Below are 15,858 nucleotides of genomic sequence, written 5' to 3' on the forward strand. Positions count from 1 at the left end.
TCCCGCGAAGACGCTGAGACGAGGCACGTTACTCGTTTCAGCGCCTTCGCGGGAGTACATGCTATTTGGTCCAGATCGCTTTTCAATTCTTGGCCAAGCGCCTAGATAGCGTCGCATGGAACGCTTCGATGTCGTCATATTGGGGGGCGGGCTGGTCGGCCTGACCTTGGGTATCGCTCTTTCCGGCCATGGCGTGCGCTGCGCCGTGATCGATCCGGCTGACCCGGTTTCGACCACCGCCGCGGGTTTCGATGGCCGCGTGTCGGCGATTAGCTCGACCAGCTATGCCATGATGAACGCCATTGGCGTTGGTAAGCATCTGGCGGGCAAGGGTTGTCCGATCGACCGGATATGGGTGAGCGACGGGCTGGAGCCGGGGGCGCTCGATTTCGCGCCGGATGCCGACGATGGCGTGATGGGAACGATGGTGCCCAATCGCGACCTGCGCGTCGCGCTGGCGCAGACGGCGGCCGAGGCGGTCAATCTGACTCGCCATCAGCCCGACCGCGCGGTTCATGTGGATCGCAATGAGGATGGCGTCACGCTGACGCTGGCGAGCGGCGTCACCATCCATGGCGCGCTGCTGGTAGCGGCGGAGGGGCGCAATAGTCCCACGCGCGAGGCGGCGGGGATCAACACGACGCGCTGGCAATATAAGCATACCGCCATGGTCACGGCGATCGACCATCAACTGCCGCACGCTAATACGGCCTATGAGATTTTCTATGTCGGTGGCCCCTTCGCGCTGTTGCCGATGCTGCCGGGCACCCGGTCCGCCGTGGTGTGGACCGTGCCGACCGAGCAGGCCCCCGCGATGATGAAACTGGGCGAGCGCGCCTGGCTGGCCGAGGCGCAGAAGCGGATCGGCGGCTTTCTGGGCGAGATCAGGCTCGCGGGTCCGCGATCCTCCTATCCGCTGGGCTTCCACCATGCCGCGCGCGTCACCGATACGCGGCTGGCGCTGGTGGGCGACAGCGCGCACGCCATCCACCCGATCGCCGGGCAGGGAGTCAATCTGGGCTTTCGCGACGTCGCGGCGCTCGTCGAGGTGCTGGTGGACGGCATGCGGCTTGGCCTCGATCCGGGCGATGCGCAGTTGCTGGCGCGCTACCAGCGCTGGCGCGGCCTGGATGCGATGATGACGAGCGTGGCGATGGACGGGCTGGTGCGGCTGTTCGATGTGCCGGGCAAGCTGCCCTCGTTGGTGCGGCGCGCGGGGCTGGCGGCGGTGCAACGCAGCGGGGCGCTGAAAGGACGTTTCATGGCGGAAGCGCGGGGGCAATCGGGGGCGTTGCCCAAGCTGCTGTCCGGCGAGATGGTGTGAGGCGGCAGACCAGCAGCGGCTGACGCGAGGGGCGCAAGTGGATTGCGCTGGCGCGTCCACCACGATACAGGGCTGTCATTCGCATGGACCCGGTGCAATTCCGGGTGGCTATTTCGGCCGCCGATCCGCCGAACAACGCGCGTCACAGACTCATTTCCGCGATTGCGTTCGCGCCATTGCTGTGACCTCGTCGGTTTTCCAAAATATGAACAATATAGCTTTTGCGCGCTATCGCGCCGAATGGTTTCAGGGTGCGGATAGCGCCCGACGCGACATATTGGCCGGCATGGTGGGCACCTTCGCCTTGATCCCGGAGGTCATCGCCTTTTCCTTCGTGGCGGGCATCGATCCGCAGGTCGGCCTGTTCGCATCCTTCATGATTGGCATCGTGATCGCCTTTGCGGGTGGGCGACCGGCGATGATTTCCGGCGCGGCAGGATCGGTGGCGCTGGTGGCCGCCGCGCTCGTCCATAGCCATGGGCTGCAATATCTGCTCGCCGCTACGCTGCTGGCGGGGGTGTTCCAGATCGTCTTTGGCCTGCTGAAGCTCGACATATTGATGCGCTTCGTTTCGCGGTCCGTCCGTACCGGCTTCGTCAACGCGCTCGCCATTCTCATCTTCTTGGCGCAGATGCCGCAGATGCTGGATGTCAGTTGGCACACCTATGCGATGATCGGCGGCGGGCTGGCGATCATCTATCTGGCGCCGCGCATCACAACGGCGATCCCTTCGCCGCTCATCTGCATCCTGATCCTGACCGCGGTCAACATGGCCTTTCCCATGCCGATTCACACCGTGGCGGACCTGGGCCGCCTGCCGTCGTCGCTGCCGTCCTTCGCTTTCCCGGTGATTCCCCTCGCCTGGCAGACACTGACGATCATCACGCCCTATGCGCTCGCCATGGCGGCGGTCGGTCTGCTGGAATCGATGATGACCGCCAGCGTCGTCGACGACCTGACCGAAACCAGCAGTTCGAAGGCGCGGGAATGCACGGGCCTTGGCCTCGCCAATGTCGCAGCGGGGATGTTCGGGGGCATCGCCGGGTGCGGCATGATTGGCCAGACGGTCGGCAATGTCCGCTACGGCGGGCGTGGACGCCTCTCCACGCTGGTCGCGGGCGTATTCCTGCTGCTGGTGATGGTGCCGCTGCGGCCATGGGTGGCGCAGGTGCCGGTGGCGGCGCTGGTCGCCATCATGATCATGGTGTCGATCAGCACCTTTTCCTGGGGGTCGATCCGCGACCTGGCGCGCCATCCCAAGGTTTCGGGCGTCGTCATGCTCGCCACGGTGCTGGTCACCGTCGCGACCCACGACCTGTCGATGGGTGTGGCCGTGGGCGTCCTGCTGAGCGGCGTTTTCTTCGCCTTCAAGGTGACAAGGCTGATGGATGTCACCTCGACCTACGACGCGACGACGGATACCCGAACCTACACCGTCCTTGGCCAAGTCTTCTTCGCCAGCGCGGATATCTTCGCCGATCGGTTCGACCTGCGCGACACGGCGAGCCGGGTGCGCATCGACTTGGCCGCCAGTCATTTATGGGACATTACGGCGGTCGGCGCGCTGGAGGAGGTCGTCACCAAAATGCGCCATCATGGCGCCACGGTCGACGTGATCGGTCTCAACCGGGCCAGCGCCATCCTGGTCGATCGGCTCGCACCGGCGGTGGGCGGCGGGAAAGACTAGTCCAGCCTCCCTGCGTCACAGCATCCGGCGCAGCACGTCGTCCTTCAGCACAAGATGGTGGCGCAGCGCCGCGCTGACGTGGATCGCGATCAGGGCGGCCCAGAGCCAGGGCAACAGTTCATGCGCGCCGCGCGACAGCCCGACGATCGCATTTTCCTTGCCCACGCCGAATTTCGGAACGTCGAACAGGAAGAACCAGTTGAGCGGACGGGTGCCCGCCGAAGTCATGATCCAACCCGAAAGCGGCAGGATCAGCATCAGCGCGTAGAAGAGGAAGTGCGTCGCATGGGCGGCGGCCTTTTCCCACAGTGGCATGGCGGCGGGCAGGCGCGGGGCGGGGTGGACGAGGCGCCAGACGATCCGTAGCAGCGTCAGCGCCAATATGGTGAGGCCGATCGACTTGTGGACCGGCATCACCGCCCAGTCCTTCGGAAAGGCGTCATGGGCGAAACCCAGCGCCAGGTTGAGGAGAATCAGGACGGCGATGGCCCAGTGCAGGGCGCGGGCGACGGCGGTGTAACGGGCCATGGGCGGCTCCTTCTTGCGAATGTCTGCCGGAAGCCAGGGCCATCCTGTCCGATGGCCCTGGCTTCACTCTGAACGTGCCGCCGCGCGGGCGACCCGTCAGGACTGACGATTGGCGATCAGATTGTCCACCACCGACGGGTCGGCCAAGGTGCTGGTGTCGCCCAGCGCCTGGGCCGACACGTCGCCCTCCGCGATCTTGCGCAGGATGCGGCGCATGATCTTGCCCGACCGGGTCTTGGGCAGGCCGGGGGCGAACTGGATTGCGTCGGGCGTGGCGATCGGGCCGATTTCGGTGCGCACCCATTTGACCAGCGTCTTGCGCAGATCGTCGGTCGCTTCCTCGCCGCTGTTGAGCGTCACATAGGCGTAGATGCCTTGGCCCTTGATATCGTGGGGGAAGCCGACGACGGCGGCTTCGGCGACGCTTTCATGCAGCACCAGCGCGCTTTCGACCTCCGCCGTGCCCATGCGGTGGCCCGACACGTTGATGACGTCGTCCACGCGGCCGGTGATCCAGTAATAGCCGTCGCCGTCGCGCCGGGCGCCGTCGCCGGTGGTATATTTGCCGGGGAAGGTGGTGAAATAGGTCTGGAAGAAGCGGTCATGATCGCCCCAGACGGTGCGCATCTGGCCCGGCCAGCTTTGCGCGATGACGAGATTGCCCTCGGCCGCGCCGTCCAGCACATGGCCCTCCGCATCCACGATCTGCGGCGCCACGCCGGGCATGGGGAAGGTGGCGGAGCCGGGCTTGAGATCGGTGGCGCCCGGCGTCGGGGCGATCATGGCGCCGCCCGTCTCGGTCTGCCACCAGGTGTCGATGATCGGGCAGCGGCCTTCGCCCACGACTTCATGATACCAGCGCCAGGCTTCCGGGTTGATCGGTTCGCCCACCGTGCCGAGCAGGCGCAGCGAGGCGCGGCTGGTGGAATGGACGAAGCCGTCGCCTTCCTTCATCAGCGCGCGCAGCGCCGTGGGGGCGGTGAAGATGGTCTGCACCTGATGCCGGTCCACCACTTCCCAGATGCGGCTGGGGGTCGGCCAGTTGGGGACGCCTTCGTACATCAGCGTCGTCGCGCCGTTCGCCAGCGGGCCATACACGATATAGCTGTGGCCGGTGACCCAGCCGATATCGGCGGCGCACCAGTAGATGTCGCCGGGGCGATAATCGAAGCAGAGTTCGTGCGTGAGGGCAGCCCAGAGCAGATAGCCCCCGGTCGTGTGCAGCACGCCCTTGGGCTTGCCGGTGGAACCGGAGGTGTAGAGGATGAACAGCGGGTCTTCCGCGTTCATCGGTTCGGGCGGGCAGTCGGGCGATGTCTTGGCGGCTTCCTCATGCAGCCACAGGTCGCGGCCGTCCTGCATCGTCACCGTTCCGCCGGTCGCCTTGACCACGATGACCTTCTTCACACTGGGGCAATGGACGAGCGCGGCGTCGACATTGACCTTGAGCGGCACCGCCTTGCCGCCGCGGCGGCCTTCGTCGGCGGTGATGACGATATTCGAATCGCAATCCTGGATGCGACCGGCCAGCGCGTCGGGCGAGAAACCGCCGAACACGACGCTGTGGACCGCGCCGATGCGCGCGCAGGCGAGTAGCGCGAAGGCGGCCTCCGGGATCATCGGCATATAGATGGTGATGCGGTCGCCCTTCTTCGCGCCGGCGGCCTTGAGCACATTGGCGAGGCGGCACACCTCTTCGTGCAGTTGGGCATAGCTGTAGCGGCGCGGCTGGGCATCGGGCGAATCGGGTTCCCACAGAATGGCGGTCTGGTCCGCCCGCTGCGCCAGATGGCGGTCGATGCAATTGGCGCTGACGTTCAGCACGCCGTCGGCGAACCATTTGACGCCGAAATCGCCCTCGGCGAAGCTGCTTTCATTGCATTTGGTCGGGACTGTAATCCAGTCCAGCCGCTGTGCCCGCTCCAGCCAATAGGCGTCGCTATCCTCGATCGAGCGCGCATAATCGGCGTCGCGCGCCGCCCGGTCCATCAATGCTCCCTTCGCCCAGCTTTCAGGGACCGGGAAGAAATCATCAGACATTGGGCATCCTTTCCATCGCGAAACCGTTATTGCCGCCTCTTCTATCGCGCTGATAGCAGGATCGAAAGGCCGCACCATGCCGATCGCCACCATCCTTTTGGCCAATAGCGCCCTATGAATGGAATATTATGCGGCGATTTTGCTGCTTCCCCCGCGGCGCGCCCGCGCCTAACAGGGGTCGCTTATGTGGCTGCTTTATCAATTCCCGCTCTGTCCCTTCTCTCGCAAGGTCCGGCTTCTCCTGGGCGAGAAGGGGATCGGCTATGATCTGGTGCGAGAATCGCCCTGGGCGATGCGCGACGAATTTCTGGACCTGAACCCGGCCGGCACGACGCCGGTGATGGCGGACGCGGACAAGGGCGTCACCCTGATCGACAGCCAGGCGATCTGCGAATATTTCGAGGAGACGGTAGAGAAGTTCCCGCTGATTTCCGGCACCGCCGCAGGGCGGGCGGAAGTGCGGCGGCTCACCGTCTTTTTCGACCAGAATTTCTATGGAGACGTGGTCGGCCCGCTGCTGCACGAACGAATGAAGAAGCGGCTGATCGAGCGTGCGCCGCCCGACGCGCGCATCCTGCGCGAGGCGATGAAGCGCGCCAATGTCCATATGGACTATATGGACTATCTGCTGGATCATCGCAGCTGGATGGCGGGTGGGACGCTGAGCCTGGCCGACATCGCGGCGGCGGCGCATCTGTCGGTGGCGGACTATCTGGGTGGGATCGACTGGCAGGGGCATGAGCCGGTCAGACGCTGGTATGCGGGCTTCAAGTCGCGCCCCTCCTTCCGGCCTCTATTGTCGGAACGGATGGAGGTCATCACCCCGCCGGCGCATTATGAGAAGCCGGATTTTTAGCGGTTTTAGTCCGTTTCGGCCGCGAGATAGACGCGGTTGCGGCCATGTTCCTTGGCCAGATAAAGGGCGCGGTCGGCGGCCTTGAGCGCGGCGCGCGGGTCTTCGTAGATCAGCACATTGGCGACGCCGGCGGAAAAGCTGACTCGCTCCATCCGTTCGCCATTGGTGCGGTTGACCAGGCTGCGCGTGGCCAAATCCTCGCGCACGCTGTCCACCGCTTCGCAGGCTTCGGCAGCGCTCTTGCCGCGGAACAGCATCACAAATTCCTCGCCGCCATGGCGGGCGACGTGGCAATGGTCGTTCGAAGCCTTGGCCAGCAGGCCGGCGACGAATTTCAACACCCGGTCGCCCGTATCATGGCCGTGCGTGTCGTTGACATGCTTGAAATGGTCGATGTCGCAAAAGGCGACCGAGAGCATTTCGCCATTCTGCTGCGCCAGGGCCACTTCCTCCCGCAGCACCCCTTCGAATGCGCGGCGGTTGGGGAGGCCTGTGAGATGGTCATGTTCGGCGGCGCGGCGGGCATTTTCCAGGCTGGACTTGAGCGCCTGGGTCTGGCGCTGATTATCGCGCAACTGGGTTTCGACCTGACGGGTCTTTTCGACCATTGAGCGGGTCAGGCCGACCAGGCGGGCCAATACCGGTTCATTGTCGCGGCCTTCGCCCAAATCCTTGGCTTGCTCCTGCAGCGCAGCGCCATAATCCTTCGCCGAATTGCGCGACTCATGCATCAGGCCGGTGAATTGGGTGAGGTTTTCCTCCACCTTGTCCAACATGGTCGCCAGCGATTCGGGCGTCACCTCATCGGCGCGCTGTTCGGCGGCGATCGATTCGATCCAGCCATTGGTGATCTTGCCGCGTTCCATCATCACCGCCCTGATCGCCTTTTCGACGCCAATATTGGCGCCGGTCAGATAATCCAGCGCGACGCTGAAATTGATGGGAGTCAGATCGAGATCATGGGCGAAGAGGAAATCGCCTATATCGCCATAAAGCTGTCGGCGGCGGTTGATTTCCCGGTTGGATGCGGTGCCGCTGCGCGGCCTTAATTCCTCTTCGACGCTATCCTCCTCGGATTTGCCGGAAAACCCTCTGGCCCAGCGCGCCAGACGATCGGTCAGCCCATGTTGCGGGCTGGCGGAAGAAGATTGTGCCCCGTTCATATGCTTCATAACGGACGGCGGGAAACAAGGTTAAGGCGGCGACAGCGAAATAATCGGGTCAGATGTCGGCGCTGACCAGCCAGTCGCGGAAAATGCGCACGGCGCGGGTCTGCAGCGCGCGGGGCCGGCAGACGAAGAAATAGCGATAGGGGCTTTCGACATGGATCGGGAACAGCCGCACCAACCGCGGATCGCCCGACTGTTCATAATGGCTGGCGTGCATCACCGCGACGCCCAGCCCCTGGGCGGCGGCCTCCAGCATCAATTGCCCTGAATCATAATTGTCGATCGCCAGCGGTTGCAGGTCGGGCAGGCCCGCCGCCTCCTTCCAGGCGTCGAACGACATCGCCATGTCGCGGTGGAGCAGGATCGTCTGCTGCGCCAGTTCGGTGGGAGAGGCGAGCGCCTGTGACCCCTCCAGCAATTCGCGCCGGCCGATCAGATAGACTTCCTCATGATCCAACTCATGCGCGTAGAGCGCGGGATCGATGTCCTTCGACAGCACGATCGCCGCATCCAGCCCTTCGCCCAGCCGCGCGACCGCATGGGGCGTCGTTTCGATGTCGATATGCAGCTGTGGATGTTGCTGGCGCAGCTTGCCCAGATGGGGAAAAAGGCGCTGCGTCGCGAACAGCGGCATCACGGCCAGGCGCAGGCGCAACTGGTTGCCGCCGCTCTGAATATTTTCCAGCGCCTGCGCCAGGGAATCGAGGGCGGGCGCGATATCGTCCAGCAACCGCTGCCCTTCGGCATTGATTTCCAGCGCCTGATGCTTGCGGTCGAACAGGGGGCGGCCAATGAAGCGTTCCAGCGCCTGCACGCGGCGGCTGAGCGCCGGAGTCGAAAGGGCGAGTTCCTCCGCCGCCGCCTTGACGGAGCCCAGGCGAGCAACCTGAACAAAGGCCTCCAGGGCCGTGAGGGGCGGCAATCTGCGCATATCTCGTCAAATATCAAAGCCGGTGCGCTGCGCCGCGTCATGTCTTCTTGTCGGGCGCATCGCGAGCCGGGGTTCAAGCATCCTCTCCGCACTGAGCAGGAAAATGGGCAAAATGGCAAGATGCATTTTTTGCAACTCCGCGTTTCTTTTCGCACTTGCAATAAAATGTGTCGCGCCGCACATAGGAGGTGCCTTTCAGGCATCCTCTCCTAAAACTTTCAGGGCTGGCCTTTTGGGCTGGCCCTTTTTTTCGTCGGTCGATCCGGCGGCTTGCCCCTTTTCGCGCGTCCTTGCGTTTCCTATCTCGTTACGGAACCAGAAAGACGGGGATGGCTTGTGGCCGATCAGGAAAGTAGCGGACGCCGGATTCAGGTCGCCAATGCACGGCCGGAGGATGCGGGGCGCGGTTTGGCGCGGTTGCCGCTGGCGGTGATGGCGGAATTGCAGCTGGCCGAAGGCGATGTCATCGAGATTGTGGGCAAGCGATCGACATCGGCGCGGGTCGTGCGGCCGTATAAGGAGGATGAGGGCTTGGATGTGCTGCGCCTGGATGGCTTGCAGCGCGCCAATGCCGGGGTCGGCTCTGGCGACTTCGTGGAGATCGGCAAGGCGGAGCCGCGGCCCGCCCAACGAGTGGTGTTCGCGCCTGCACAAAATAATCTGCGGTTGCAGGGCAATCCCGATGCCTTGAAGCGCGTCTTTTATCAGCGGCCGCTGACCGCGGGCGACGTCGTCGCGACATCGGGACAACAGCAGGTGCCGCCCGGCGACATGCCTCCGCAGTTGCGCCAGATGCTGGCCGCGCCCGCCTATGCCTTGCAGGAAATCCGTCTGGTCGTGGTGTCGACGGTGCCCAAGGGCATCGTCCATATCGACGCGGATACCGAAGTGGAACTGCGCGCTGAATATGAGGAGCCGCGCGAATCGCGCCGGGCCGACGTGACCTATGACGATGTCGGCGGCATGGCCGATGCGATCGACCAGCTGCGCGAGATGGTCGAGCTGCCGTTGCGTTATCCCGAATTGTTCACCCGGCTGGGCGTCGATCCGCCCAAGGGGGTGCTGCTGCATGGCCCGCCGGGGACCGGCAAGACGCGGCTGGCGCGGGCGGTCGCCAATGAATCGGACGCTGAATTCTTCCTGATCAACGGGCCGGAGATCATGGGGTCGGCCTATGGCGAGTCCGAAAAGCAGTTGCGCGAGATTTTCGAGGCGGCAGCCAAGGCGTCTCCTTCGATCCTGTTTATCGACGAGATTGATTCGATCGCGCCCAAACGGGGGCAGGTGACGGGTGAGACGGAGAAGCGTCTGGTCGCCCAGTTGTTGACGCTGATGGACGGGTTGGAGCCGCGCACCAATCTGGTCGTCATCGCCGCAACCAACCGGCCCGAGGCGATCGACGAGGCATTGCGGCGGCCCGGCCGGTTCGACCGCGAGATCATCGTCGGCGTGCCCGACGAGCGCGGGCGGCGCGAGATATTGGGCATTCATACCCGCGGGATGCCGCTGGGTGACAAGGTCGACCTCGCCGAACTGGCGCGCATGACCTATGGATTCGTCGGCGCGGACCTCGCCGCGCTGACCCGCGAGGCGGCGATCGAGACGGTGCGCCGCTTCATGCCGCGCCTGAACCTGGAGGACGGGACGATTCCGGCCGACGTGCTGGAGGAATTGTCCGTCACGAGGGAGGATTTCCTGTCGGCGATCAAGCGCGTCCAGCCTTCGGCGATGCGCGAAGTGATGGTGCAGGCGCCCAATGTCAGTTGGGAGGATATTGGCGGGCTGGACGACGCGCAGATGCGGTTGAAGGAAGGGGTTGAGCTGCCGCTGAAAGACCCCGACGCCTTTCGCCGCATCGGCATCCGCCCGGCAAAGGGGTTTTTGCTTTACGGCCCGCCCGGCACCGGCAAGACCTTGCTGGCCAAGGCGGTGGCGCGTGAGGCGCAGGCCAATTTCATCGCTACCAAGTCGAGCGACCTGCTGTCCAAATGGTATGGCGAAAGCGAACAGCAGATCGCTCGCCTGTTCGCGCGCGCGCGGCAGGTGGCGCCGACGGTCATCTTCATCGATGAACTGGACAGCCTAGTGCCTGCGCGCGGCGGGGGGCTGGGCGAACCGGCGGTGACGGAGCGGGTCGTGAACACCATCCTCGCCGAGATGGACGGGCTGGAGGAGTTGCAGTCGGTGGTCGTCATCGGCGCGACCAACCGCCCCACCCTGATCGATCCGGCGCTGCTGCGGCCGGGGCGGTTCGACGAGCTGATCTATGTGCCGGTCCCCGACGAGGCGGGCCGCCGCCGCATATTGGGCATTCATACCGGCAAGATGCCGCTGGCCGATGATGTGGACCTCGATCATATGGCGCGCGAGACGGAGCGTTTCACCGGCGCGGACCTAGAGGATCTGGTGCGGCGCGCGGGCCTGTTCGCGCTGCGCCAGTCGCTGTCGGTCGACAAGGTGACGCAGGCGCATTTCGACAGCGCGCTGGGCGACACTCGCGCGTCCGTCACGCCCGAAATGGAGCGCGAATATGAGCAGATCCAGTCGCAATTGAAGCAGCGGGCGATGCAGGTCGATCCGATCGGCTTCGTGTCGCCAGGCATGGTTCGATCGCGCGACGGGGCTGACTGAGCGAGCGGATCGACTGAACGGGCGGGGCGGCGGATTGAACCCATCCGCCGCCGCCGCGTTCATGACGATAGTGTCGCAAAGCCGCTTGCCAGCAAGGCCGGGATTTGCAAGGCGGTGAGCATGATCCAGATAGGCGGGTGTTGATGGCCTCCATTCCATTGAAGAAGAACAAGAATAAGGCCGACGCGGGTAAGGCGGGGTCATTTTTCAGCCAATGGGGCATGTTCTTCCGCCAGTTCGTCAGGCATCCCGGCATGATAGGTTCTGTCATCCCGTCCTCCGCGACATTGGTGGACCGGATGCTGGACCAGGTCGATTGGCACGATACGCGGCTGTTCGTGGAATATGGGCCGGGTGTGGGCACCTTCACCCGATCGATCCTCGATCGCTTGCCGACCGACGGCACGTTGCTCGCGATCGACCTCAATCTCGACTTTGTCGCCTATCTGGAGGCGAAGATCGACGATCCGCGTTTGCGCGTGGTCCACGGATCGGCAGCCGATGTACGCCGCTTCATCAAGGAAGCGGGCCATTATCAGGCCGATTATGTCTTGTCGGGCATCCCCTTTTCGACCCTGCCCGAAGGCGTGGGCGAGTCGATCTGCGCGGAAACGCGCAGCGCATTGCGGCCGGGCGGGGCGTTCCTGATCTACCAATATTCGCGCTATGTGCTGCGCCTGCTCAATCCGCTGTTCGGCGATGTCAGCGATTCGCTGGAATGGCGCAACATCCCGCCCTGCCGGATGATTCGCGCGGTCCGGCGGGAGGCATTGGCGCAAGCCGCCTGAAATTTCCTAATCGAGATCAAGTCTCCGGACTAAACCGGCAGCCTTCCAAAGCGAATTTGACTTCCGCCCCGCTTGAGCTAACCCCGTTGCGGGGCATGGGGGAAGATCATGGCGACACGCGCCGAAGGTAGCGATCCGTGGGCGGACCTGTTCCTGTCCGCAGCGCTGCAACCGGAAAAATGGGGGGAAGCCATCAAGGCGATGGCCGACGCCACAGGATCGCGCCATGGGCAGTTGATCGGTTTTGGGCCGGGCGCGTCGAGCTTCAACTGGATCAGCGATATCGACGCCAGCGTCGTCACCAAGACGGCATTGATCGACCAGTCCGCGCCCGACCTGAATTTCCGGGTGGCGGCGGATCGGCTGGCCGATCGGCCGACCATCGTGCATGAAGCCCATTATGACGTCGCCCGGCAATCGCTGCGGTCCGACGTTTATCTGGACCTATGTTCCGACTTCGATATTTTCGATGGGTGCCAGACGCGGCTGGTGGTCAATGACGACCAGATGATCGGACTGGCCCTGTTGCGCGACAGCAAGGACGGGCGGACCAGCGAGCGGGATCGTGACCTGTTCGGGCAGATTGCGGGCCATGCGCGGAACGCCGTTCGGCTCCAACAGGCGATCGAGCAGCAGGGCTTCGCCTTGCTGTCCGGCACGTTCGAGGCGATGGACCGGGCCTGCTGGCTGCTCGACGCGACCGGACGGGTGGGCGGCATGACGCCGCGCGCCGAAGCGTTGCTGTCGTCCAGCCGAATCAGGGTCAGCGACGGCTGGTTGGCCAGCGATCGGGCGGAGGAAACGCGCGCGATGGTGCGGGCGATGCGTGCGGTGATCGATCCGCCCGGCCTGCCGGCCGATCCGGTCGCGCTGGCGGACGATGCCGGCGGGGTCGCGATCATGCTGGAGTTTCATCCTTTGCCGGTGCGGCCTTGGGCGCTGCCCTTCGCCCCGCGCGCGATCGTCATCGCCCGCGTCGGCGCGCCGACCGACCGGCATGTGCAATCGCTGACGCGGGCCTTCCGCCTGACCCCTGCCGAAGCGGACATCGCCATACGGCTGGCGGCGGGCCAGGGGCGCAAGGACATTGCCGTGGCCCGCGGCGTGTCGGTGGAAACGCTCAAGGTGCAACTGCGCAGCATCTACGACAAGACCGGTTGCAGCCGGGAATCGCAACTGGTGCGCATCGTCGGCCTGATCAGTCACTGATTTTGCGAATTTTCTGTTGCCTACCCCCTTTGGGGTATGTGGCGGCCATCACGAAAGGGTAGAGAATGCCGCAGGCGGGTTCGTCCTGCTGGGCCGGCGGCCGGATCATATTGCGACCCATGATCCGGTCGTCGGCACTATTTCTCCCCAAGGTCTGCCGCTTTCGTTTCGGCGCGCTTTCATGCTAAGGCGCGGCCGACCTTTCGGCGAGAGCTTTCCCATGAACGACCTGACCCAGACCCCTGAAATGTTGATCGCCATGCTGGGCGCGCGGGCGCGCGCGTCCGCCGCGACGATCGCGCAGGCGAGCGACGCGCAAAAGGCCGACGCGCTGCGGCGCGCGGCGCAGGCGTTGCGGGATCAGGCGCCGGCGATCATCGCCGCCAATGCGCGCGACATGGACAATGCGGTCGCCAATGGCCTCTCGCCTGCGCTCCTCGACCGGCTGAAGTTGAACGCAGAGCGCGTCGCCGCCACCGCCGAGGGCGTTGAGCAGGTCGCGACGCTCGCCAATCCGCTAGGCAGCGTGATCGACAGCGTGGTGCGCCCCAATGGCCTGGAACTCAGTCGGGTGCGCGTGCCGCTGGGCGTGATCGGCATCATCTATGAAAGCCGCCCCAATGTGACGGCGGACGCGGCGGCTTTGTGCCTGCGCGCGGGCAATGCGGTGATCCTGCGCGGCGGCAGCGAAGCGAAGGAGAGCAACCGTGCGATCCATGCTGCGATGGTCGAGGGCATCGTCGCCGCCGGCCTGCCCGCCGATGTCGTGCAATTGGTGCCCACGACCGATCGCGCGGCCGTGGGTGCGCTGCTGAAAGCCGCCGAGTTTGTCGATCTGATCGTGCCGCGCGGCGGCAAGAGCCTGGTCGCGCGGGTGCAGGAAGAGGCGCGCGTGCCGGTGCTGGCGCATCTGGACGGTATCAACCACAGCTACGTCGACGGGGCGGCCGACCCCGCCATGGCGCAGGCGCTGGTCGTCAACGCCAAGATGCGGCGGACGGGCGTGTGCGGCGCCACCGAAACGGTGCTGATCGATCGCGCCTATGGCGCGGCGGCGGCACTGGTGACGGCGTTGCTGGACGCCCGATGCGAAACGCGCGGCGACGAGGATGTGCAGGCGATGGATGCGCGGGTCATTGCGGCGGCGGATGCGGACTGGGACACCGAATATCTCGACGCGATCGTATCGGTTCGGTTGGTCGATGGCGTGGAGGATGCCATTGCCCATATCGCCGCCCATGCCAGCCACCATACTGACGCGATCATCACGGAGGATGGCGCGACGGCCGAGCGCTTCCTCAACGCCGTGGATAGCGCGATCGTGATGTGGAACGCATCGACCCAGTTTGCCGATGGCGGCGAATTTGGGCTAGGCGCGGAGATTGGCATTTCGACCGGGCGGCTCCATGCGCGTGGGCCGGTGGCGCTGGAAGGGCTGACGACCTATAAATGGATCGTGCGCGGGACGGGGCAGGTGCGGCCTTAAAGATATGGGGTGCTCCCGCGCAGGCGGGAGTCCAGTTCTGAGGCCGGGACTAGCTTCCCGCCTGCGCGGGAACCGGCGGTTTTTATCCCTTCACAACCTCGTCGATCGCCTTGAGCTTCTCCAACATTGGCCCCACCCAGTCCAGCGGCAGCATCACCGGGCCGTCGGAGGGCGCGTTGTCGGGGTCGTCATGTGCTTCGGCGAAGATCGCGCCGACGCCTGCCGCCACCGCGCTGCGGGCCAGAAGGGGCGCAAATTCGCGCTGGCCGCCCGATGCGGTGCCTAGACCGCCGGGCTGCTGCACCGAATGGGTGGCGTCGAAGATCACCGGATAGCCGGTCTGGGCCATGGTCGGCAGCGCGCGCATGTCGCTGACCAAGCTGTTGTAGCCGAAGCTCGCCCCGCGTTCGGTCAGCAGGATGCGGTCGTTGCCGGTGGAGGCGACTTTCTGCGCCACTGCCGCCATGTCCCAGGGCGCGAGGAACTGGCCCTTTTTCACGTTGATGATCGCCCCGGTGCGCCCGGCGGCGAGCAGCAGGTCGGTCTGGCGGCAGAGGAAGGCGGGGATTTGCAGGATATCCACCGCCTGCGCCGCGGCTTCGACCTGTTCGGGACCATGGATGTCGGTCAGCACCGGGCAGCCGAGCGTCGCCTTAACGTCCGCCAGAATCGCCAGCCCCGCGTCAATGCCGACGCCGCGTCGGCCCGATACCGACGTCCGGTTCGCCTTGTCGAAGGAGGATTTGAAGATGAAGGGCACGCCCGCTTTGTCGGCCGTCTTGGCCAGCGCATCGGCCATGAACAGCGCATGGTCGCGGCTTTCGATCTGGCAGGGGCCGGAAATCAAGACGAAGGGCAGGTCGTTGCCGAAGGTGATAGGCCCTGCGGACACATGTTTGGGATTGGTCATGGCGGTCATTTGGGCGCTTTAGCGAAGCGGCGCAACAATTGCCCGCGCCACAGCCCCTTGTCCGGATGATAGTTCCAGCAGAACCAGCCGAAGGCGAGGCAGGCGAGCAAGGACGGGATTGCCATCGGATCGCCATTGGATTTCATGTGGCGGTAGAAGGTCAGGTCGGCCCGCCACCGGTCCCGTTCGCTGCCGCCGCCATTGATGCCGTACATATTGTCATGCTTTCGACAGCCGACATTGCGGTTGTATTTGCGGTGGTCGATGAAATAGCAGTAGTCGCGTTCGGGCGTGCTCAT

General features: G+C 64.7%; 14 protein-coding genes and 1 other annotated feature. Of the genes, 7 read left to right on the forward strand and 7 right to left on the reverse strand.

The genetic code is table 11. The features are described from left to right. The first annotated feature begins 115 nt into the window (after positions 1 to 115). Entirely contained in the window at positions 116 to 1,324 is a 1,209-nt protein-coding gene (locus EWH12_RS12115; RefSeq protein ID WP_066606638.1) for an FAD-dependent monooxygenase, read from the forward strand. A gap of 82 nt (positions 1,325 to 1,406) precedes the next feature. After that, positions 1,407 to 1,462, forward strand: a sequence feature (sul1 is cis-regulatory element that is thought to sense ions involved in sulfur or methionine metabolism; They are found in Alphaproteobacteria). Between the two features lie 67 nt (positions 1,463 to 1,529). Further along, on the forward strand, positions 1,530 to 3,011 hold the full coding sequence (locus tag EWH12_RS12120; protein WP_129926751.1) for a SulP family inorganic anion transporter: 1,482 nt from the start codon (positions 1,530 to 1,532) through the stop codon (positions 3,009 to 3,011). Positions 3,012 to 3,026: 15 nt separating this feature from the next. On the opposite strand, the gene EWH12_RS12125 is transcribed toward EWH12_RS12120, so the two are convergent. After that, a complete protein-coding gene (locus tag EWH12_RS12125) occupies positions 3,027 to 3,539 on the reverse strand; it encodes a cytochrome b (RefSeq protein ID WP_129926752.1) in 513 nt (170 codons plus the stop codon). Positions 3,540 to 3,635: 96 nt separating this feature from the next. Further along, positions 3,636 to 5,579, reverse strand: a complete 1,944-nt coding sequence (gene acs, locus EWH12_RS12130; protein ID WP_066607468.1) for an acetate--CoA ligase — start codon at positions 5,577 to 5,579, stop codon at positions 3,636 to 3,638. Positions 5,580 to 5,763: 184 nt separating this feature from the next. Between acs and EWH12_RS12135 the strand changes: the two genes are divergently transcribed. Next, on the forward strand, positions 5,764 to 6,435 hold the full coding sequence (locus EWH12_RS12135) for a glutathione S-transferase family protein (protein ID WP_066606631.1): 672 nt from the start codon (positions 5,764 to 5,766) through the stop codon (positions 6,433 to 6,435). A 5-nt stretch (positions 6,436 to 6,440) separates the two neighbouring features. Here the strand turns inward: EWH12_RS12135 and EWH12_RS12140 are convergent, their stop codons facing one another. From EWH12_RS12140 to EWH12_RS22230, 3 genes are read right to left on the reverse strand one after another with little or no spacing between them, the layout of a single operon-like run. Further along, complete coding sequence (locus EWH12_RS12140) at positions 6,441 to 7,598, reverse strand: GGDEF domain-containing protein (RefSeq protein WP_066607460.1); 1,158 nt, start codon at positions 7,596 to 7,598, stop codon at positions 6,441 to 6,443. Positions 7,599 to 7,656: 58 nt separating this feature from the next. Beyond that, complete coding sequence (locus tag EWH12_RS12145; protein WP_066606627.1) at positions 7,657 to 8,535, reverse strand: LysR substrate-binding domain-containing protein; 879 nt, start codon at positions 8,533 to 8,535, stop codon at positions 7,657 to 7,659. A 6-nt stretch (positions 8,536 to 8,541) separates the two neighbouring features. Then, the gene (locus tag EWH12_RS22230) at positions 8,542 to 8,718 is read right to left on the reverse strand and encodes a hypothetical protein (RefSeq protein WP_165363622.1); all 177 of its coding nucleotides are present in this window, start codon (positions 8,716 to 8,718) and stop codon (positions 8,542 to 8,544) included. A 153-nt stretch (positions 8,719 to 8,871) separates the two neighbouring features. Between EWH12_RS22230 and EWH12_RS12150 the strand changes: the two genes are divergently transcribed. From EWH12_RS12150 to EWH12_RS12165, 4 genes are all read left to right on the forward strand, one after another. Beyond that, positions 8,872 to 11,166 (forward strand): CDC48 family AAA ATPase, encoded by a 2,295-nt coding sequence (locus tag EWH12_RS12150; protein WP_066606624.1) that lies wholly within the window; start codon positions 8,872 to 8,874, stop codon positions 11,164 to 11,166. Positions 11,167 to 11,309: 143 nt separating this feature from the next. Further along, positions 11,310 to 11,954 (forward strand): class I SAM-dependent methyltransferase, encoded by a 645-nt coding sequence (locus tag EWH12_RS12155; protein WP_129926753.1) that lies wholly within the window; start codon positions 11,310 to 11,312, stop codon positions 11,952 to 11,954. Positions 11,955 to 12,062: 108 nt separating this feature from the next. After that, a complete protein-coding gene (locus tag EWH12_RS12160; protein WP_129926754.1) occupies positions 12,063 to 13,163 on the forward strand; it encodes a helix-turn-helix transcriptional regulator in 1,101 nt (366 codons plus the stop codon). A 220-nt stretch (positions 13,164 to 13,383) separates the two neighbouring features. Next, complete coding sequence (locus EWH12_RS12165; protein ID WP_066606618.1) at positions 13,384 to 14,649, forward strand: glutamate-5-semialdehyde dehydrogenase; 1,266 nt, start codon at positions 13,384 to 13,386, stop codon at positions 14,647 to 14,649. Positions 14,650 to 14,731: 82 nt separating this feature from the next. On the opposite strand, the gene kdsA is transcribed toward EWH12_RS12165, so the two are convergent. Both kdsA and EWH12_RS12175 read right to left on the reverse strand, forming a co-directional pair. Then, complete coding sequence (gene kdsA, locus EWH12_RS12170; protein WP_066607454.1) at positions 14,732 to 15,559, reverse strand: 3-deoxy-8-phosphooctulonate synthase; 828 nt, start codon at positions 15,557 to 15,559, stop codon at positions 14,732 to 14,734. Positions 15,560 to 15,564: 5 nt separating this feature from the next. Continuing rightward, positions 15,565 to 15,858: a hypothetical protein gene (locus EWH12_RS12175; protein ID WP_066606615.1), complete on the reverse strand. Its 294-nt coding sequence runs from the start codon at positions 15,856 to 15,858 to the stop codon at positions 15,565 to 15,567.

Source organism: Sphingobium cupriresistens, assembly GCF_004152865.1.
In the GTDB taxonomy this organism is placed as follows: Bacteria; Pseudomonadota; Alphaproteobacteria; order Sphingomonadales; family Sphingomonadaceae; genus Sphingobium; species Sphingobium cupriresistens.